The 19,390-nt window shown below is 68.7% G+C and carries 18 protein-coding genes and 1 pseudogene; 3 read left to right on the top strand and 16 right to left on the bottom strand.

The window, feature by feature from the left end; genetic code table 11:
* The first annotated feature begins 91 nt into the window (after positions 1–91).
* Positions 92–1,102 carry an alpha/beta fold hydrolase gene (locus OG734_RS06765; protein WP_330286547.1) on the top strand — a complete coding sequence of 337 codons (1,011 nt, stop codon included), beginning with the start codon at positions 92–94 and terminating at the stop codon, positions 1,100–1,102.
* Between the two features lie 49 nt (positions 1,103–1,151).
* On the opposite strand, the gene OG734_RS06760 is transcribed toward OG734_RS06765, so the two are convergent.
* From OG734_RS06760 to OG734_RS06750, 3 genes are read right to left on the bottom strand one after another with little or no spacing between them, the layout of a single operon-like run.
* Entirely contained in the window at positions 1,152–2,330 is a 1,179-nt protein-coding gene (locus OG734_RS06760) for an MAB_1171c family putative transporter (RefSeq protein WP_330286546.1), read from the bottom strand.
* Positions 2,331–2,343: 13 nt separating this feature from the next.
* A complete protein-coding gene (locus OG734_RS06755) occupies positions 2,344–2,871 on the bottom strand; it encodes a toxin-antitoxin system, toxin component (protein ID WP_330293588.1) in 528 nt (175 codons plus the stop codon).
* 32 nt (positions 2,872–2,903) lie between these two features.
* Positions 2,904–3,560, bottom strand: coding sequence for a helix-turn-helix domain-containing protein (locus OG734_RS06750; protein ID WP_330286545.1), 657 nt, complete (start codon positions 3,558–3,560; stop codon positions 2,904–2,906).
* A 239-nt stretch (positions 3,561–3,799) separates the two neighbouring features.
* Here OG734_RS06750 and OG734_RS06745 point away from each other — a divergent pair, with 239 nt between their 5' ends.
* On the top strand, positions 3,800–4,471 hold the full coding sequence (locus tag OG734_RS06745) for an MmyB family transcriptional regulator (protein WP_330286544.1): 672 nt from the start codon (positions 3,800–3,802) through the stop codon (positions 4,469–4,471).
* Positions 4,472–4,543: 72 nt separating this feature from the next.
* Here OG734_RS06745 and OG734_RS06740 read toward each other — a convergent pair whose 3' ends face one another.
* The 9 genes and pseudogenes from OG734_RS06740 to OG734_RS06700 form a co-directional block, all read right to left on the bottom strand.
* Positions 4,544–5,404 (bottom strand): ABC transporter ATP-binding protein, encoded by an 861-nt coding sequence (locus OG734_RS06740; protein ID WP_330286543.1) that lies wholly within the window; start codon positions 5,402–5,404, stop codon positions 4,544–4,546.
* A gap of 32 nt (positions 5,405–5,436) precedes the next feature.
* Positions 5,437–5,694 (bottom strand): annotated as a pseudogene (locus OG734_RS06735) (ABC transporter permease); the annotation flags it as partial.
* A 12-nt stretch (positions 5,695–5,706) separates the two neighbouring features.
* Complete coding sequence (locus tag OG734_RS06730; protein ID WP_330286542.1) at positions 5,707–6,678, bottom strand: ABC transporter substrate-binding protein; 972 nt, start codon at positions 6,676–6,678, stop codon at positions 5,707–5,709.
* Positions 6,679–6,865: 187 nt separating this feature from the next.
* On the bottom strand, positions 6,866–7,801 hold the full coding sequence (locus OG734_RS06725) for a PDR/VanB family oxidoreductase (RefSeq protein ID WP_330286541.1): 936 nt from the start codon (positions 7,799–7,801) through the stop codon (positions 6,866–6,868).
* Positions 7,798–7,986, bottom strand: coding sequence for a hypothetical protein (locus OG734_RS06720; RefSeq protein ID WP_330286540.1), 189 nt, complete (start codon positions 7,984–7,986; stop codon positions 7,798–7,800). Before OG734_RS06720 ends, OG734_RS06725 begins: the two co-directional genes overlap by 4 nt.
* Positions 7,983–9,047 (bottom strand): aromatic ring-hydroxylating dioxygenase subunit alpha, encoded by a 1,065-nt coding sequence (locus OG734_RS06715; RefSeq protein WP_330286539.1) that lies wholly within the window; start codon positions 9,045–9,047, stop codon positions 7,983–7,985. The genes OG734_RS06720 and OG734_RS06715 overlap by 4 nt, the downstream gene beginning before the upstream one ends.
* 466 nt (positions 9,048–9,513) lie before the next feature.
* Complete coding sequence (locus tag OG734_RS06710) at positions 9,514–11,064, bottom strand: alpha/beta hydrolase (RefSeq protein ID WP_330286538.1); 1,551 nt, start codon at positions 11,062–11,064, stop codon at positions 9,514–9,516.
* 279 nt (positions 11,065–11,343) lie between these two features.
* A complete protein-coding gene (locus OG734_RS06705) occupies positions 11,344–12,216 on the bottom strand; it encodes an aldo/keto reductase (RefSeq protein ID WP_330286537.1) in 873 nt (290 codons plus the stop codon).
* Entirely contained in the window at positions 12,213–12,344 is a 132-nt protein-coding gene (locus tag OG734_RS06700; protein ID WP_330286536.1) for a hypothetical protein, read from the bottom strand. The genes OG734_RS06705 and OG734_RS06700 overlap by 4 nt, the downstream gene beginning before the upstream one ends.
* Positions 12,345–12,680: 336 nt before the next feature.
* Here OG734_RS06700 and OG734_RS06695 point away from each other — a divergent pair, with 336 nt between their 5' ends.
* Entirely contained in the window at positions 12,681–13,217 is a 537-nt protein-coding gene (locus OG734_RS06695; protein ID WP_330286535.1) for a dihydrofolate reductase family protein, read from the top strand.
* A gap of 336 nt (positions 13,218–13,553) precedes the next feature.
* On the opposite strand, the gene OG734_RS06690 is transcribed toward OG734_RS06695, so the two are convergent.
* The 4 genes from OG734_RS06690 to OG734_RS06675 all read right to left on the bottom strand — a co-directional run bounded on the left by OG734_RS06690 (position 13,554) and on the right by OG734_RS06675 (position 19,350).
* Entirely contained in the window at positions 13,554–15,614 is a 2,061-nt protein-coding gene (locus tag OG734_RS06690) for a glycoside hydrolase family 2 protein (protein WP_330286534.1), read from the bottom strand.
* Positions 15,615–15,673: 59 nt separating this feature from the next.
* Positions 15,674–15,880, bottom strand: a complete 207-nt coding sequence (locus tag OG734_RS06685; RefSeq protein ID WP_330286533.1) for a hypothetical protein — start codon at positions 15,878–15,880, stop codon at positions 15,674–15,676.
* A 142-nt stretch (positions 15,881–16,022) separates the two neighbouring features.
* Entirely contained in the window at positions 16,023–18,080 is a 2,058-nt protein-coding gene (locus OG734_RS06680; RefSeq protein ID WP_330286532.1) for an RICIN domain-containing protein, read from the bottom strand.
* A gap of 232 nt (positions 18,081–18,312) precedes the next feature.
* Entirely contained in the window at positions 18,313–19,350 is a 1,038-nt protein-coding gene (locus OG734_RS06675; RefSeq protein WP_330286531.1) for a LacI family DNA-binding transcriptional regulator, read from the bottom strand.
* Positions 19,351–19,390: the final 40 nt, after the last annotated feature.

The following is a 19,390-nucleotide window of genomic DNA, read 5'->3' as shown; positions in this document are numbered from 1 at the left end:
TCGAAACGCCTCGTGAGAATGGGGTTCTACGCTGAGGGGAAAGGGTTTTCGGCGAGGAGTTCAGGGCACAGGAAGCGGGGAGGTGAGCGGCGTGACGGACATCCCGCGTCACGGACCGGCACGCGCCGTACGGCTGCGACCGGTGGGCGACGGTGAGCTGGAACTGCGGTACCGCGTCGTCCACGGATATCGCCGGGCCTTCCGCATGGCCGGCGAGGGTCCCGCGCTCGTCCTCATCCACGGCATCGGCGACTCCTCGGCGACCTGGGCCGAGCTGATCCCCGACCTCGCCCGCAGCCACACCGTGATCGCCCCCGACCTGCTCGGCCACGGAGCCTCCGACAAGCCGCGCGCCGACTACTCGGTGGCCGCCTACGCCAACGGCGTGCGCGATCTGCTCACCACCCTCGGCATCGAGTCCGCGACGCTCGTCGGACACTCCCTCGGCGGCGGGGTGGCCATGCAGTTCGCCTACCAGTTCCCCGAGCGCACCGAGCGGCTCATCCTGGTCAGCGCGGGCGGCGTGGGCCGCGAGGTCAACCCCGTCCTGCGGGCGGTCTCACTGCCCGGCGCCCATCTCGCGCTGTCCGCGCTGCGGTTGCCGGGCATGCGGCTCCAAGTGGGTCTCGCTGTACGGTTGATGAGGCTTTTGGACACCGATCTGGGGCAGGACGCGCCCGAGTTGCTGACCCTCGTGGACGCGTTGCCCGACGAGACGTCGCGCAACGCCTTCATCCGTACGTTGCGGGCGGTGGTCGACTGGCGGGGGCAGGTCGTGACGATGCTCGATCGGTGCTATCTCACCGAGGGCATGCCGACGATGTTGCTGTGGGGGGACCGGGACAGCGTGGTGCCGGTGCGGCACGCGTACGGGGCGCACGAGGCGATGCCCGGGAGCCGGCTGGAGATTTTCGAGGGGGCGGGGCATTTTCCGTTCCACAGTGATCCGGCGCGGTTTGTCTCTCTTGTCGAGGAGTTCACCGGGGGGAGTGCGCCGGCGGCGTGGAGTCGGGAGCATTGGCGGGAGTTGCTGGTTGATGGGCGGCCCGGGCAGGTGGTGGAACAGGGCTTGCGCGAGGTGAGCGAGCGCAGTGCGACGTAGAGTTTCGGCCGCGGGCACGTTGTGGCTGGTCCCGCAGTTCCCCGCGCCCCTAAAAGCCCCTTCCCTCCCGTACGTCGGCGACCACCGGAGACCGGTGCAGGGCGTGGGACATGGCCACCAGGTCACGCGGGCCCTCAGTTGCCGTCGGAGGCCCGTCGTCCTCTGCCGCCGCCTCGCTGATGACCCTGCCCTCCGGGTCTGCCGCCCGAGCCCGTAAGGCCGCCGTCACCATGGCCGCGTCCGCCTCGGCTCGGGCGCCCTCGGGGGAGGAACCCGCGGCGCGGGCTGCTTCGTAGGCGCTTGCCCGGACGGTCGGGTCGAAGTACGGGTACAGGCTGAGCATGCCGTCGTGGATGTCGGACTCCCGTTGGGTGACCTGGAGTTCGGCCGGTGACCACCAGGCGATCCGGACCGCGCGGTCGCCGTGGTCCGACAGCGGGGCGAGCTCCCGCCACAGGGGGCTGAGACGGCGGTACGTCGACCAGGTGTTCCACACGTCCCCGACGCGCTGGAAGGCCAGCGGGATGCAGAAGCCGGCCGCGGCGATGACCTCCGCGGCAGCGGCCATCGCGGGGGCGACGTACGTGCTCAGATAGTCGAGGTTTCCGCCGTTCCAGCGGGCGACGACGGCTGTCAGCTTGGTGGCCGCGACAGCGATGTTGCAGAAGAAGCCGGCCACGATGACGAGCAGCCCCACCCGCAGCCAGCCGTGCACCTGCAGCGCCCACGGCCAGCACATCATGTTCATCGCGATGTTCGCGACCGTGAGAGCGACGAGGTACAGCACGATCATCTCTCGGATGAACGGCGTGTTGGCGTAGTACGTGTCGAAGTCGCGCAGGCGCTGGTCGGGCGCGTCCCCCAGGGCGAACAGGGCGGCCGTCGTCACGATCACCACTGCGTACCCGGCGATCCAGCGACGCGAGGCGCGCCGGGTGGCCTCGGGCGGTCCTCCGCGCCAGTTGATGATCAGCACCAGGCAGGAGGCGCTGAAGGCGCTCAGCAGGCAGTACACGAGCGGTGCCGAGATGTTCGGGACAGCGGTGACGCGGTTGACCCAGGCGATGGTCGGCGGGGCGGCGAAGAGGAACACCAGCACGGAGAGAAGGAGCAGTGCGTACACCGACCGCAGCAGGGGGTCGCGCCAGGCGCGCAGTATCGCCCGCCCCTTGAGGAGAAGGACGATCATCATCGCGGCGGACGGCACGTAGTAGCTGGAGTCGTTCACAGCGGGCGCCGCCTCAGCTCTGCGGCCCGCGATAGCCCAGGGAGGCCTCGATCCGGCCCGCGAGCTGGTCACGCCGTACCGGTCGGCGCGCCGAACCGGCAAGCCACGTACGGCACTTGCTGGCCAGCAGCAGGCCGAAGCTCTCGGCGTCCTGCTCGTCGGCGAGGTCGGAGCGAGTGCGGGCGGCCACCTTGCGGACCGTTGCCTGCAGGTCCGCGGTGTCGCTGAGCAGCCGCGCGGCGACCGCGGCGCCCTCGACGTGGTGGCCGCAGTGCCCGGCCTGCATGTGCCACAGTTCGTGGCCCAGGATCACCAACTGGTGGTCGGGCGCTGTGCGTTCCTCGACCACGATGAGGTCCTGATCGGCCATGTCGAGCCACAGCCCACTGGCCGTGCCGGGCGGGAAGGGCGCCGCGCGGAACAGCACGGGACGTCCGCGGCGCCTGCTCATGGCGGCGCACAGCGCGGCGTAGAGGTCGGTGGGTTCCGCAGGTGCCGGAAGATTCAGCTCGGTCACCAACTCGCCGCACAGGCGGCGCATGTCCTTGCCGATGTTCACAGTCATCCCTCGGATCACGACTCCGGCCGCTTGACGCTCTCCAGAAGCATGTCCAGCCATTCGGCGACCTTGTCGCGGTGCTGGTCGGAGGGCAGCTGCGCGGCCCGCCAGGCGATTCCGCGGACGCCGTGGTCCTGCAGCAGCCGCTCCAGCGGGTCGTCGGCGGCCTTCGCCGCCTCGCGCTCACGGCCGGCGAGCTGCTGGAGAAGCTCCTGTTCGGAGCGCTGGAGGGCCCCCGCGAGCGCTTCGGGATCCTCCGCGGTGAGGAAACCGGCGTGCACTCTGAAGAAGCGCTGGATGGCGTCGCAGTGCTCCATGGTGGGGCGCCGGTCGCCGTTGATGAGGGCGCCCGCCTGCTGGCGCGACATTCCGGCACCGTCGGCGATCTCCTGCTGTGTGTACTTGCGGCCGTTCGGCTTGAGCCGGGTACGGCGCAGGAGGCCCAGCCGCTGAAGGAAACGGGCCTGGAGATCGGGTTCGCCGGCGCTCTGCCCGCTCAGCAGGGCCTTGACGACGCTCTCCGGGACGCCGGACGCGGCGGAGAGCCGCCCGGTGTGGAAGACCTCGGTATGCGGTACGCCGAGCCGGTCCGCGAGCGCGGTGACGCGGGTCACGACTGCGGCCAGCAGAACCGTCGCCGTGGCGCCCGGAACCTCGTAGCCATCCGTCACCGACAGGTCTCCTACGTCTTCTGTGTCTTCTGGGTTTTCGTATACGTCGCCGCTGTTGCTGTGAACTGCCCGGAGAGAGTAGCGGGTTGTTCGAACTCACATCCAGCTCTCGCCACATCTGTGGCCAGATTCAGCCGTCAACGGGCATGAAATGCCACGATAGTTGACACGGGTTATAGCGGGGCAGCAGGATCAGGGCGCCGCGTGAAGGCCGCATGAGCAAGAGGGGTGACCTCCCGATGGCATTTCAGGCAGGTGGGCAGCGGCCGGCGCCGCGGCCCGTCCCCGAGAGTCCCGAGGCCCAGGCGTATCTGCGGGACTACGCCACGCTCCTGGAGGCCGTGCCCTTTCCGTCGGTCGTCCTCGACCACCGGTGGGACGTGGTCCTCTCCAACACCGGGTTCGAGACACTTTTCCGCGCGGTCGGCCCGCACCCCACAGCCATGCCGGGCGACAACTTCCTCCGTTTCGTCCTTTTCCACCCGGACGCGGGCACGGTCCTCGGCGAGCACGAGTCGAGTTGGTGCCTGCCGATGCTCGCCCAGTTCGCCGCCGCCGTGGAGAGGCACGCCCAGGACCGCGGCCTCCAGTCCATCCGCCGGGACATCGCCCAGGACCCGATCATGGAGGCGGCCTACCGGCAGGGTCTGCCGCACTGGATCCGGGCGGTCGGCGCGGAGGCCGTCGAGCAGGACGGGGCCGTACGCCCGCTGGTGCACCCCGACCCGCGCTGGGGCGCCACCACGTGCCGCATCGTGTGCGAGACCCCCAAGGCCCTTGAGGACATGGGCTATACGAGGCTGACGCTGGTGCTCCGCGAGACGCGGCGCCCGGCGGACGCCCCGCGCAGACCACGCCGCCCGCGTCGCTCGGCGAGCCACCTGAGCGTGGTGCCGGCCCCGGAGGCGTGAGACGGGACCTGGCCCCGGAACCGTCGGCGTTCAGGTCGCCGACGGCACCGGGGCCACCGCCCTGTCACCGGCTCAGGTCCTGTCCTCCGTCCTGTCCTCGATCGTCTTGTCCCTGATCGTCTTGTCCTCGGTCCTGTCCGGCGGGTCGGGTGTCGGGTTTCCGCGCTTGGCCGCCTGGATCTGCTCGTAGACATGCGTGCGCAGCTCGGCGAAGCGCGGGGCGACCCGGGTGTGCAACTGGTCGCGCTCGTCCGGCAGATCGATCTTCAGCTGCTCCTTGACGACGGTCGGGGACGCGGACAGGACGATCACCCGCTCACCCAGGTACACGGCCTCGTCGATGTCGTGCGTGACGAACAGGATCGTGATCCCGCGCTCCTTCCACAGCCCTCGTACGAGATCCTCCAGATCGGCGCGGGTCTGGGCGTCGACCGCCGCGAACGGCTCGTCCATCAGCAGCACTTCGGGCTGGTAGGCGAGCGCGCGGGCGATCGCGACCCGCTGCTGCATACCGCCCGACAGCTGCCACGGGTACGCCCCTGCGGCGTCCGCCAGGCCGACCGAGTGCAGTGCGTCCGCGACCAGTTCGCGGCGCCGAGCCTTGGTCAAGTCCTTCTGTTTGAGAGGCAGTTCCACGTTGTCGCCGACACGCATCCAGGGGAACAGGCTGCGGCCGTACTCCTGGAAGACGACCGCCATTCCGGGCGGCGGCCCGCTCACCGGCCGCCCCGCGAGCGTCACTTGGCCTGCCGTCGGCGCCAGCAGTCCGCCCACACACTTCAGCAGTGTCGTCTTGCCGCACCCCGACGGCCCCACCAGGCAGACGAGTTCGCCCGCCCCGACGCTGAAGGTGAGGTCCCGCACCGCCTCGACCCGGCGCCCTGAACCCTCGTAGACCTTGTTCAGGCCGGATACATCGAGAAGCGCACCCATGGACCGCCCTTTCACGTTCGCTCGGAAAATGCGGCACGGGGTTCGCTGCCGTAGAGGAGGACGGCGAGCGGGATCAGCGCGACCGACGGGAACGGGCGCAGGAACTCGATCGTCGAGGCCGTCGCCTCGCGCCGATACGGCATGACCGGCACGACCACGCCGACGACGATTCCGGCGCTCACCGCGACAGCCAGTCCCAGCGCCCAGCAGGTGAGCGTGTCGCCGAGCACCGTCCAGAACGTTTCGTCGGACAGTTCGTCGCCGAGGGCGGCGACGATCCGGGCGACGGGCGTTCGTACCCCTCACGGCAGCAGCTTGTCCAGGTCCGGGGGCTGCTTGAAGAGCCCGTCCGCCTCGCCCAGCTTCTCCAGTGCCTCGATCGAGGCACGGTCCGCCTCGGCCGGCCACTTCGGCAGGGTCACCTTCGCCAGCACGTCGACCGGGATCTTGGTGTACGTCGTAACGGCCTGGCGGGCCTCGTCCGGGTGGGCGTCGGCGTATGCGAGGGACTCGGCAGTGGCCTCCTGGAACTTCTTCACCAACTCCGGGTTCTTCTGGGCGTACTGGGTCGAGGTGAAGTACATGGCGACGGTGCAGTTCGGCGCGACGTCCACCAGTGGCCAGGCGATCTCACGGCCCCCCTGGCTCTTGACGGTCGCGAGGGCCGGCTCGACGACCTGGGCCGCGTCGATCTGCCCGCCGTCGAGGGCGGCGGGCATCTGGTCGAAGGCCAGCTCGACGAAGTCCACCTTGTCGGGGTCGCCGCCCGCCTTGCGTACCGACTCGCGCACCGAGGTCTCGTTGATGTTCTTCAGGGTGTTGACGGCGACCTTCTTGCCCTCCAGGTCCTTCGCCGACCTGATCGGGCTGTCCTTCTTCACGGTGAGGGCGCTGAAGTCCTTGCCCTGCACGCCGGTCGATGCGATGCCGTTGGCGACGGCCTTGACGGGCACGTTGTTGGCCTGGGCGATCATCAGTGAGGTCACATTGCTGAAGCCGAACTGGAACTGACCGCTGACGACTCCCGGCACGATGGCCGCGCCGCCCTGCGCGGGGGTCAGGGACAGTTTGAGCCCGCGCTCGCTGAAGAAGCCCTTCTGCTGACCGAGGTAGAGGGGCGCGACATCGACGATGGGGATGATGCCGACCTTGAGGGTGGTGGTGCCGCCGGACGACGTGGTGCCGTCCGACGGACCGGAACCGTTCGACGAACCGCAGGCCGACGCGGTGACCAGCAGCGTGACGGCTGTGAGACCGGTTAAAAGACGACGCAAGACTCCTCCTGTGGTACCGCTCCTGGTACTCCGACAGGTTGTGCCAAGTGGTGGCGAGTTGTGCACAGCCAGCACAGACGTGCTCAGTCGTTCTCTGCGGGAACGTAAAGCCCCGGGTGAAGCAGGGTCAATGCCCGTACCGTCACGGTCGCCGCCCCGGTACGCGACCGGGGCGGCGAGGGCGTGACTACAGGTCGAGGACGAGCCGTGGTCCGCGGCAACGGGACACGCAGATGAGCATCGTCTCGCCCGCCTCCCGCTCCTCGTCCGAGAGCACCGAGTCCCGGTGGTCCGGGGTTCCTTCGAGCACGTCCGTCTCACAGGTGCCGCAGGTGCCCTCGGTGCAGGAGAAGAGCACCTCGACCCCGGCGCCGCGCACGGTGTCCAGCACGGAAACGTCGACGGGCACGGTCAGCGTACGACCGCTGCGCTGCAGGACGACCTCGAACTCACTGTCGTCACCGCCCTGTTGGGCCTTGGGTGTGAACCGCTCGACATGCAGTGCACCGGCCGGGCAGACCGACTCCACCGCGTCCAGAAGCGCACCGGGCCCGCAGCAGTAGACGAGGGTGCCTTCCGCCAGCTGCCCGACCTCCGAGTTCAGGTCCAGGAGCCCGGTCTCGTCCTGCGGAGCGAACGTGACCTTGTCCCCGTACCGCCTCAACTCCTCCGCAAAAGCCATGGAGTTACGGGTGCGCCCGCCGTACAGCAGCGTCCACTCGGCGCCGGCGGCCTCGGCGGCGGCGAGCATCGGCAGGATCGGCGTGATGCCGATACCGCCGGCGACGAAGCGGTAGCGGGGCGCCGGCTTGAGGGCGAAGTGGTTCCGGGGCCCCCGTACCCGCACCTTGTCCCCAAGCCTCAACTGCCCGTGCACGTACGCCGATCCACCGCGGCCGTCCGGTTCACGCAGCACCGCGATCCGCCATGCCGACAGGTCGGCCGGGTCGCCGCACAGCGAGTACTGCCGCTCAAGCCCTGGTCCGAGCAGGACGTCGACATGGGCGCCCGGCTCCCAGCCCGGCAGCTCATCGCCCAGCGGATGCCGCAGGGTGAGCGCGAGCACGCCGTCGGCGGCGGACTCCCGCCGCTCGACGACGAGTTCGGCTTCGTACACGTTCATGAGCTGTTTCCCTGTGCCTGGTCTGCCTGCGCTTGATGTCCCTGCGGATGGGCGAGCATCCACTCCCACATCTCGATGGGGTCCTGCGAGCTGTGTTCCCGGCCGCAGTGACAGGTGCCGTGCAGGATGTCCGTACCCGGCAGCCAGTCGATGCGGTAGACCTCGCCTGTCGGGCTGCTGCTCACAGGACCTTCTCCACCGGCTTGTCGCCCTCCTCGACCAGCCGGGCGAGGATACGGCGGGCGGCGAGACCGCCGGTGTCGATGTTGATGCTCAGCTCCTGGTACCCCGACCGTTCCGAACCCAGCGTGCGCTGAAGGAGGTTGAGCGCGTCGACGTCCTGCATGACCACGGTGTGGTTGTTGCCCCGCAGGAACTCGGTGACCTCGTCGTCTTCCGTGGCCCAGTCGCGCGAGACCATCCAGAAGTCGTACACCTTGCCGTCGGCCGACGGCGTGATGGCGTAAGTGATCTCGGTGTGGAAGCCGTTCGGGTCGCTGCCGTCGGCCTCGGGCAGGACACCCACCGGCGCGATCCGGCTGTGCAGCAGGTACAGGCACGGCGCGTGGTACTCGATGTCCTGCCAGCGCGTGATCCGCCCCTCGATGCCGGTCGACCTGGCGTAGAACGGCGGGCACTCGGCGTCGTCCATGTGCCGGCTCACCCGCACGATGCCGGCGCCCTCGTCGACCTCCGTGGTGATCGGCGTCTCGGCGACCTCCGGGGTGCCGATGTAGCCACCGTGCAGGTAGGTCTCGTGGGAGAGGTCGAGGAGGTTGTCGACGAGGAGTCCGTAGTCGGCGTCGATCGGCTCCATGCCACGGACGGTGACCCAGCCGGGGGAGTCGAGGTGCCGGGCCCGCGGAATCGTGTCGGCGTCGGCGAGGGCCGGGTCGCCGATCCACACCCAGATCAGGGCATCCTGCTCGACCACCGGGTAGGAGGCGACGCGGGCGGTACGCGGGATGCGCTTCTGCCCGGGCACGTACACGCACGTACCGGTCGTGTCGTAGGTGAAGCCGTGGTAACCGCACACGATCCGGTCGCCGTCGAGTCCGCTCTCGGAGAGCGGGTAACGCCGGTGCACACAGCGGTCGGCGAGGGCGATGGGCGTTCCCTCGCCCTCGGTGCGGTAGAAGACGAGGGGCTCACCGAGGATGGTCCGGCCGAGCAGCTCCCGCCCCACCTCGTGGCTGTAGGCGGCGACGTACCACTGGTTCCTCGCGAAAGTCGTCGTGTGCGGCATGGCTGCGGCTCCCGTCGTTGGGTGATGGCGACATCGTCCAGAAGGGCGTCACGGGGGCGCAATACCTCTTCCGTCTCACGGAAGGGGCTGGGGAAACTACCTGTTCAGGGCGGGTGCGTGTCTGAGGGAGTGGCATCGGGAGGGCGCTGAGCCAGCGACCTTGCTGAGCGTTTTCCGACGATGGTTGAGTCGAGCTTGACAGTTCCGCTTTGCGAGGTATAGCAGCTCTGGGTATTTTGTATCGATTATTGCGCCGCAAACTGTTGGTAAACCGGCAGAAGTCGCATCGTCGCAGGTCAGATGCGGTTTGAGGGGGTGGGGCGGCAGGCGGCGTGAGGCCAATTTCTGAGACTGTGGCTACAGCTGGAGTACTGGCCGGCTGAGGAGGCCCTCTCACGCTCCGTTCGAGTGTGAGAGGGCAATCAACCTGTTCAGGATCGCGTGGGGTCGGGCCGCGTCACGTTGTTCACCTGCGGGTTCCCGTGCCCAGCAGTTCGGGCAGCGGGTTGACGAGGCCGCCGGTCGGCGACTGCCGCTGGGCGGAGGGTCCGGTCGGCCAGACCGCGGGGCAATGGGTGCCGTTGCGGGGGGTCTTGAGGGTGAGCAGGTAGGTGTCGATGGCGTCGCGCGCGCACGGGCTCAGCCAGTAGTCACCGTGGCCGACACCGTCGTACGTGAGGAACACGGCCTCGCGCCCGATCTGGCGGGCCGCGTTGGAGCCCCAGGAGTGCGGGGTGGCCACGTCGTAGCGGCTGTTGGTCACCAGGATCGGCGGGGTGCCGTCGGCACGGAGCCGGTGCGGTGGGTTGGTCACCTCGGTCGGCCAGTCCTGGCAGCCGGTCAGGTCGGTCCACGCCAGGGAGTTGAGGCGGGTCAGCGGGGCGAGACGGGCCAGCTTGCGTTCGTAGCGGGCGAGCGTGCCGTACGACGGGACGTCGAAGTCGTAGTCCTGGCACATCACCGGCAGGTACGCGAACTCCGTCGGCTCACCGCGCTTCCCGACGGACCGCGCCGCGGCGGGGTCGGGCGCGTCCAGGTAGGCGAGGTCCTCGGCGAACTGGAACCAGGAGGCCGGGTCGTACATGTAGCCGAAGGCCAAGGACTGGAGGTCCTGGGTGGTGAAGGTGTAGGGCGGGTCACCCGGCAGGACCAGGTCACCCGCGTCGGCCCGCCGGTAGAGCGAGTCGAACAACGCGCGGGCGTCCTGGTCGTGCAGCACGCAGGAGGCGGTCCGGGCACACCAGTCGGCGAACTGGCCGTACGACTCCTCCATCGCGATGGTCTCGGTCTTCTGGTAGTTCCACGGGTCGAGGCTGTGGTCCATGTTCGAGTCGATCGTCATCGCGCGGACGCGGTGCGGATAGCGCTCCGCGTACTGCTGGCCGATCCCGGTGCCGTAGGAGACGCCGTAGTAGCTGATCCGCTGCTCGCCGAGGCCGGCGCGGATCGCGTCCATGTCGCGGATGACGCTCGCGGTGTCCATGTTGTCGACGAGCGGCCCGGTGAGGTGGCGGCAGTTCTCGCCGAGCGCGCGGTTGGCTCCGCGGAGGGCGGTGAAGGAGGCGGCGCTGTCCGGGTAGAGCAGCCCGCCCTGTGCTGCGACGAGGTCCTCGTCGCACAGCACCGGGTTGCTGCGGCCGACGCCGCGCGGGTCGAAGCCCACGATGTCGAAGCGCTCCAGCAGTTCGGGGGAGAAGCTGTCGGGGGCGCTGAACGCGAAGTTCACGCCGGAGCCGCCTGGGCCGCCGGGGTTGATGAGGAGCGAACCGATCCTGCGTGCGGGGTCGGTGGCCGGATGACGGGCGAGTGCCAGATCGATGGTGGCGCCGCGTGGACGCTTCCAGTCCACGGGCACGGTGATCGTGGCGCACTCGAAGGTGCCCTGGCCGGAGGGTGATTCGCAGGGTTCCCAGGCTATGCGTCCGGGTGGCGGGGTCTTGGCCGAGGGGGTGGCGACGGCGGTCCCGGCGAGCAACTGCCCGAACAGTGCGGTGACCAGTACTCCGACGATCAGCATTCCACGTCGTCTCGGATGCGGTGCCGGTGGGGGGTTGGATGGCACGGATGTTCCTCCAGGAAACAGGAGTTCACAGGGGAATCACAGCATGACCCCAAACATCCTTGCCAATCAAGGAATATGACGGGCCGTCAGATTCTGCGAATTCAGACCGCAGGAACCGGGGAGCGCGTTCCTTCGACGGGCTGGAGGAATGCGGGATCGTGTGCCCGTCGATGTGTGGCACTGACCTCTCTGACGGTTCGTCATCACTAGGCGCCTGATGTACGAGTGCGTGTCTCAGGAGGCTTGAGGTTTTCTGGCTGTCCTCGCGTTCGGATGTGACCCGGATCTTGCTGAGAGGGTCGGAATTCCTCCCCTCCTTGACGGTGATCTCTTCGCCTTCATGGAGGATGCGGAAGTGGGCGTCCTCGATGACGACCGTGACCAGCTGACTCCGGTCGGCAATACCGGTGCAGGAAAGTGCCCGCCGGCGGTTCTGATGCTGCGCAAGGAGGGCAGTTGGTCGCGGCTCACAGGGCAGGACCAAGTGCTGATGAGCGTCTCGTCGGAGATGGCGTGCATGAGGTGTCCATCGAGTCGCAGGGTGAGTGCGTACGTGGACCCGTCCGGCGCGGCTATGCGTGACCGAGAGGTGCGTCGCTTCCGCCGGCGATGAGGTTCGCCTGGGCTTTGCTGCCGCGGAGGGTCGCGGGAGCGCTGCGCGGTGCCGAAGCCGCCGTAGGGGTAACCGCCGTGCTGGGGTGCGCTGACGGTGTTGAGGGCGGCGGTGGTGTCGGCGTCGAGGTGTAGCTCGGCGGCACCCAGGTTGTCGGTGAGGTGGCTGAGGGTGCGGGCGCCGACGACGGGAGCGGCGACGGAGGACTGGTCGGCTGCCCGGGCCAGGGCGACCTGGCCGGGTGTCGCGCCAATCTCGCGGGCGATGCCGCCTGCGGCGATGGCCCGGCCCACGGCTCGCTCGTTCTCGTATGCCGCGGCGGTGTCGAGCAGGCGGTACCCGGCTTCGAGCGCGGCCTCGACCGTCTGCTGGGTCTGGTCTTCGGGGATCTGGAAGACGCCGAAGCCGAGGATCGGCATCTGCACGCCGTTGTTGAGGGACACGTTGGGGACCTGCCCGGTCACGGAGAGCCTTTCTCGTAATACGGGTTTCATGGATGGGGGCGCCGGACCGGCACCGCGGAAGCCGGCGCCCCCGGTTCGGTGTCAGCTCTGCGCTGCTCCCGCCCTGCGCCGGGACCGGTGTGGTCGACCGGGTCGGTCGTGTTGGTCGTCGTAGTCATGGATCTCTCCTTGAAAAGGCATGAAGGGCTTGCGGGGTGTGGACGACTTCGAAGGCTGGCGGGTGGGGTGTCGCTGGCGCGCTCGGCGGCGACGCCCACCCCGGTCGGCGCCGTCGGCCCGCGGATGCGGTCACGCGGCGGCGGTGTCGGTGACGGCCGCTTCCCAGGCTGCGCCGGAGGCGATGAGGGACCGCCAGGCCGACGGCCAGCATCAGCACGTCGATGAACACCGCGGTGGCGCCATTGGACAGGTCCAGGTCGTGGCTACCGCCGGAGAAGGTGTTGCTCACCGACCTATGATGCGATCCCGGCCCTCCACCTGCTTGGAGAAGACGCATGACGGATGCGAGCACCGGCAAAGTGGTCGTGAACAGGGTGATGTCCCTCGATGGGTTCATCGCCGGTCCGGGCCACACGATGGACTGGATCTTCGAGCACATGACGTCGGCGACGTTCCCGGAGGTCATGGCGGCCACGGGTGCCATGCTCATCGGCCGGGGCACGTACGAGGTCGGCAAGCGCATGTCCGACGAGAACCCCGACTACGACGGCGGGGCGCAGTTCGTCCTCACCCACCGCCCGCCCGACGAGCCGGACCCCAACGTCACCTTCCTCACCTGCGACATCGAGGAAGCCTTGGCCACGGCACGCCGCGCCGCCGGCGACAAGAACCTGGAGATCCTCGGCGCCGACGTGGCCGCCCAGTGCCTGCAGCGCGGCCTCGTCGACGAGATCCTGGTGTACGTGCTGCCGGTGCTGCTCGGCGACGGCGTCCGCTTCGCGCCGCCGGGCCTCGACCGGATCGACCTGGAACCGTTCAGCAACGTCCAGTCGGGCGGGGTCACCATGCTGCGCTTCCACGTGCGCAAGTAGGCACGGGTGTCCGTGCGCGGCAACTCCCGCCATCTGGCCCGGCCCGCCGCGCCGGATCAGCGGAGGGACTGGCGACCGCGTAGGTCACCATGCCCCGCCCTCCCAGAATCACCCCGCCGAGCGTGAGCCGCACCCGTCGTTTCAGGCTCAGCGGTCTGTACGCACGCGACGTACGACGACTCTGCGGCGATGCCGATCACTGCGATGTGCCGGGCGGGTCCTGCGTACGGGCCACCGGACAAATATCCTCCGACCGGGTCCCGCATCAGATGTTCACACCTCAAAGCGCGGCCTGGGCAATGCCGTCGGCGCCGACTGTCCCAGCGTTTTAAATTGTCAGCCGAGAGTCCACTCGACGCTGTCGGTGTAGGTGGAGCCGTTGATGGTCGCGGTGACTGTCACGGTGTTCTGCCCCTGCTTCAGTGTGACGTTGGCCCATCTGAAGATGTGGTCGCTGCTGCTCAGGGTTCCCAGGGAGGTGCCGTTGAGGGTGGCGGTGACCTGACTCGCGTTGGAGTAGACCTTCAGTTCGGTGGCGGCGTCGGTGCGCTGGGTCCAGCGGCGGCTGGTGATGTAGAGGGTCGGAGTGCTCGCCCAGTTGGCCTTGTACCAGTAGAAGGCGTCCTTGCGGATCTGCCGGTCGCGGGTGACCAGGCCCTTGTCGTTGATGCCGGGCCGGCTTCCTTCGTTACGGCCGTCGGAGGCGAAGTCGAACATGGCCCAGACGAACGAGCCCCAGATGTACGGACGGGCGGCGAGCTGCTTCCAGGCCGCTTCGTGGAACAGCGACTGGTACTCCTCGGGGTGCCAGGAGCCACCCGGTGAGGGCTTCGGCGGGTTGAGGGCGTGCTGGGTGGTGTTGGCGCCGGCGCCGTACTCCGACATGGCGATCCTGCGGGACGGGGAGGTGGTGTGCAGGTTGTCTGCCCATGCACCCAGGTCACCGTCCGCGGAGCCGTAGTACCAGCCGTAGTACTTGTTGAAGCCCGTTGTCTGCGTGTGCAGCCCTGACTGCGCGTTGTCGGGGTCCTCGCCGCGCACGGCGTAGGTGGAGAGCCGGTCGGGGTCCTCGGACGCGACGATGTCGGCCAGTGACTGGAGCAGCGTGTTCGTGGCGGTGCCGTTGTAGTCGGTCTGCTCGTTGCCGATGCCCCAGAAGACGATCGACGGGTGGTTGTAGTTCTGCCGGATCAGCTCACGCATCTGGTTCTGGGTGCCGGCGGTGAAGGCGGTCGAGTTGGTGACGGAGTTGACCACGGGGATCTCCGCCCACACGATCAGCCCGCGTTCGTCAGCGAGGTTGTAGTCCTTCTGGTCGTGCTGGTAGTGCGCCATCCGGATGGTGTTGGCGCCGATCTCCTGGATGAGATCGAAGTCCTGGGTGTGGTCGGCGTCGGTTGTCGCCCACCCCTTGACGGCCCGCTCCTGGTGCAGGTTGACGCCGTGCAGGCCGAGGTGGCTGCCATTGAGGTGGAAGCCGGTATCGGCGTCCACGGCGAAGGAGCGAAGGCCCAGGCGTTCGGTCACCACATCAGTGACCCTGTCCGTGCCCGCGGTGACGTCGTGGATCTCGACGCTGGCGTTGTAGAGGTACGGATCCGCCAGACCGTTCCACAGGCGTGGGCTGTTGACAGTGACGGTCTGGCTGATGTCCGCGCCGGCGGCCGCGGCAAGGGAGCGCGCAGTGGTGCTGGTGTCCGCGACGACGTTCCCGCTGCTGTCGGCGATGACGGTGCGGACCACCACCGATCTGGTGGCACTGTTGTCGTTCCACAGCTTCGTCGTCACGGTCACCGTGGCCGACGCCGTGGTCACATTGCTCTGCCGCAGGTAGACGCCGGGACCCGCGTAGTCCGTCATCCGTACGTGCAGGTTGTCGATGGCCCACAGGCTGACGTTGCGGTAGATGCCGCCCTCGAAGGTGTAGTCCGCGCTCACCGGCGCGATGCCGGTGTCGTAGGCGTTGGTCACCTTCACCGCGATGACGTTGTCCCCGCCGGGGACGAGCACGCCGGTGACGTCGAACCTGAAACGGGCGTATCCGCCTTTGTGCTGCCCGACGTACGTGCTGTTGACCCAGACGTCGGCGACCTGGTTGACCCCGGCGAACTGCAGGTAGAGCCTCTTCCCGGCCATTGCGGACGGCACCGTGTAGTGGCGGCGGTACCAGCCCACTCCGCGGTAGTAGTTGTTGCCGCCGTCGGCGCCGTCGACGGCGTTCCAGGTGTGGGGCGTGGTGACCGACGTCCATCCGGAGTCATCGAACCCGGGCGCTTGTGCACCTGTGACGTCTTGCCTGATGAATCGCCACCCGCTGTTGAGATCGATGCGGACACGCGGATTCGGCGCCGTGTACGTCGCAGCGGACGCGGTACCGGCAAGTGGAATCCCCGCCAACGAGGCCAGCACTCCTGCAGCTGCCCCGCTCAGCACATGCCGGCGAGAAGGGGAACCTGTCATGTCAGAACTCGCTTTTCAGAGGTGAAGTGGTAGGTCTTCTTCGCGCGCGTCACGCCGACGAACGCGGTGGGTCGGCGGCATCCGGGTCGGATGACCGGCTGCGCGAGAAGACTGGGAGACGTGCCCCGGTTGCACCTCGCGTCCAGCCGGCCGTTGGCCCGGATCGCGGCGCCGTACTCGCACGGCATGTGGTTCTCGGACATGAGGGCGCGGACGGTGAGTCGTCGTCATCGTCGTCACACGGCTGCGGGCAGTGGACGCGGTACGGAGCAGGGGTGGCCGGGCTCGTCGGCTTGGTCGGCGAGCCCGGCCGGCGGGATGCCGGACACCCTGCCTTTCGTCGGGTCAGTTGATGCGGACGATCTTCCAGAGCTGGTCGTCGACGGTGAGGCTGTTCCACTGGACGACGGCCGCGCCGTCCGCGGCGGAGGACTGGGCGACACCGGCGACGAGGCTGCTGTTCACATTGCGGAGCTTGTAGTAGCCGTTGCCCGCGTCAGTGAGCGTCCACTTCTGCGAGTCGGCGCTGGAGGCGGTGTTCTGGACGATGGCCGCGCCTGCCGTGCTGGAGGAGTTGCGGATGTCCAGGTTGAGGTTGCTGTTGACGTTCTTGATGGTCCAGGCTCCGCCGCCGGCGGACTGGAAAGCGAACAGCTGGCAGAGGCAGGCGGAGTTCTGATACTGCTGGGCGGCCGTGTTGGTGGCGGTGGAGGCGCCGGGGATGTCGAGGTACTTGCCGCTGTTCTTGTTGACGAGGATGTACTGTCCGGTGCCCAGCGGCGGCAGAGCGGTCTGGGTGAGGTTCCAACGCTGGCAGGCGCAGCCGGTGTCGCTCCACTGGCCGGCGCTGGTGCCGGTGGCGGTGGAGGCGCCCGGGATTTCGAGGTTCTTGCCGGTGACGCGGTTGGTGATGTTGTACCCGCCGGCGGGGTGCGGGGCGACGGCCCATTCGTGGTCGAGAGTGCCGTTGTCGTCCCACTGGAGGATCTTGGCGCCGTTGGCGGTGGACTGGTTCTGTACGCCGAGGACCTTGCCGCTGGCGACGTTGAGGATCTTGAAGTAGCCGGAGGGCTGCTGGACGAAGCGCCACTGCTGGTCGGTGGCGTTGTCGGCGTTCTGCTGGGTGGCGGCGGTGCCGTTGGTGGTGGAGCCGCCCGCGATGGTCAGCATCAGGTTGCTGCCTGCGTTGGAGGCGGTGTAGGTGGCGCCGTCGGAGATCCCGCCGCCCAGGTCGATGACGCTGTACTGGACGGGATTGAGGGTGCTTACGCCGGCCCGGCCGCCGGTGAACACCATGAGGCTGTGTCCGTCGGACAGGGGGAGCAGGCCGCGGCTGTAGCCGCGGGGGACGTTGGCGCGGATGCGGGTCCAGGCGTTCGGGTCACCGTTCTGGGTGTTGAGGAACAGGTCCTCCACGGTGTCACCGCTGACGGCGAGGGTGCCGTTGGGGCCGCCGGTGGGCAGCCAGGTGACGAAGGGCGCCCCGCTGGGGATCGTACCGTCGGTCGCCCGCAGGACCTGGTCGGTGGCGGAGTTGAACGCCTCGGGGTCGGCGGAGATCTTGTAGTACACGGAGCAGCCGCCTTCGGGCGCGTTGCAGTACTCGTGTGTCATGACGTAGTTGCTGTTGGGCAGCCGGGTGACCACCGGCATGCCGGGCCGGTCCGCGTAGTTCGGCTTCGACACGTCGTCCACGACCGGGCCCCAGATGCGAAGGTCCGTGGAGACCTGGTGGACGATCTCCTGGCCGTGGGCGGTGTCGCGCTGGTCGGAGTAGTAGACGATCAGCTTGCCGTCGGCCGCCAGGAAGTAGGGCTCCCACACGGGGGTGTGGCCGTTGCTGGATATCGCCTCGCCGCCGGTGGCGATGTTGGTGACGAAGGTCCAGGTCTGCCCGCGGTCGGTGCTGGCGTACAGGTCGATCTTGGTGCCCCCACGGTTGCTGGGGACGGAGTCGCCTGCGGCCAGGACGGTGCCGGCCGGGAAGCCTCCCATCGCCGTGGGCAGTTCGAACAGTTCGGGCTCCCAGCGCATGCCCCAGCCGTTCTGGGTGTCGGCGACCTCGGAGATCTTCGACCAGGAGTTGCCGTTGTCGGTGCTGCGGTAGATCGGGAAGACCGGGGTGCTGTTGGTGTACTGCTCGAAGGTGGCAAGGAGGGTGCCGTTGGCCGACCCGTTGTGCTGCAGACGCAGCCCCCGCGGGTAGAGCGCGCCAGGGGCGGGTGAGCCGGACGGCGGGGTGTACAGGGTCTGGGCGGGGCGGGAGACGGCGTCTGCCCTGCCCGCGGCGGGCAGGACCAGTGTCGCCCCGGCCAAGGCCAGAGCGAGCAGCAGGAACAGGAGAGTGGTGAGACGGGGGCGCGGAGCGGCGCCGGGTCTGGCGCCTGGCTGTACGGGGGACATGTGCGGCTCTCAAACGGGGAAGGGAAGGGGTTTTCCGGTGCCCCGTCGCCCCTCGGACAGATCCGGCGGGAGCGGCGGGGTTCGTTGGGCGCGTCGTCCGGGGGAACGAGCGGGCGACGCTGCCCGGGCGTGGCTCGCGAGCGCAGGGAACGCGGCGGGCAAGTGCGCAACGGCGGAGGTGGGGTGCCCCGGCGAGCGGGCCTGCGCCGGAGCATTGGCACGGGAGGGTGGGTCAGGGGGAGGGGGGAGGTGCGGTCGAGCCGCGGACGATGAGTTCGACGGGTGGGTCGTTCGCCGGCGGCGGCACGGTGTCGGGCTTCTCGATGGCGTGGAGGAGGAGCCGGATTCCTTCCCGTGACGCGGCCTCGAAGGGCTGACGGACGGTGGTCAGAGGCGGGGAGACGTAGGCGAAGACGGGGTTTCCGTCGAAACCGACGACGCTGATGTCCTCCGGCACCCGGCGGCCGGCTTCCCGCAGGGCATGGATCAGGCCGATGGCCATCTCGTCGCCCCCGGCGAACACCGCGGTCACTAAGAGGTCCGAGGCCAGCCCAAGGCCCGCGGCATACCCGGAGGCCGCCGACCAGTCACCGTTCAGCACGGGCGGTTCGTGCGCGCCCCGGGCCGCGAGTGCCGCCCGCCATCCCTCGATGCGGTCCGTGGTGGCGTACCACCGCCGCGGCCCGGCGAGGTGATGGACGGTCGTATGCCCCAGGTCCAGGAGGTGATCGGTGGCCGCGCGCGCCAGCTGATGGGCGCCCACACCGACGGTCAGGGTCCGGGCGGCACTGAAGGCGGCTGGGGCTCCGAGGAACAGGACCGGCACGTCGACGCCGAGCGGGACTTCTCCTTCGACAATGGGTTCGGAGACGACGATGCCGTCCACGCCCTGCTCCAGGAGTGATTCCAGCGCGGCGGCGATGGTTTCCGGGTCGCCGTCCGGTGTGTTGAGCACGCGAAGCGCGTAACCGGCGTCCCGTACGGCTTGTTCGATGCCCACGAGCAGGGAGGCGGTTCCATACCCGGCCGTCCCCAGAGCGACCACACCGATGGAGCGGGTACGGCCGGAGGCCAGCGCCCTGGCGGCGTGGTTCAGCCGGTAGCCGAGTTCCTCGGCGGCCGCCAGAACGCGTCGTCGGGACTCGTCGGAGACGTACGGCTCGTTGTTGAGGACCCGGGAGACCGTCTTGCGGGAGACGCCGGCCAGCCTGGCCACGTCCTCACTGCGCGGCGCGGAGGAGCCCGCACCGCGCTCCAGCCCTGTTGTCATGAAGTCTCCCCATGGCCGTGTGTTCTCCATCGAACGAGGT

Origin of the sequence: Streptomyces sp. NBC_00576 (genome assembly GCF_036345175.1) — a bacterium.
Classification (GTDB): Bacteria; Actinomycetota; Actinomycetes; order Streptomycetales; family Streptomycetaceae; genus Streptomyces.
The sequence above is the reverse complement of the archived record's forward strand: the minus strand, read 5'-3'. Positions and strand labels throughout refer to the sequence as shown.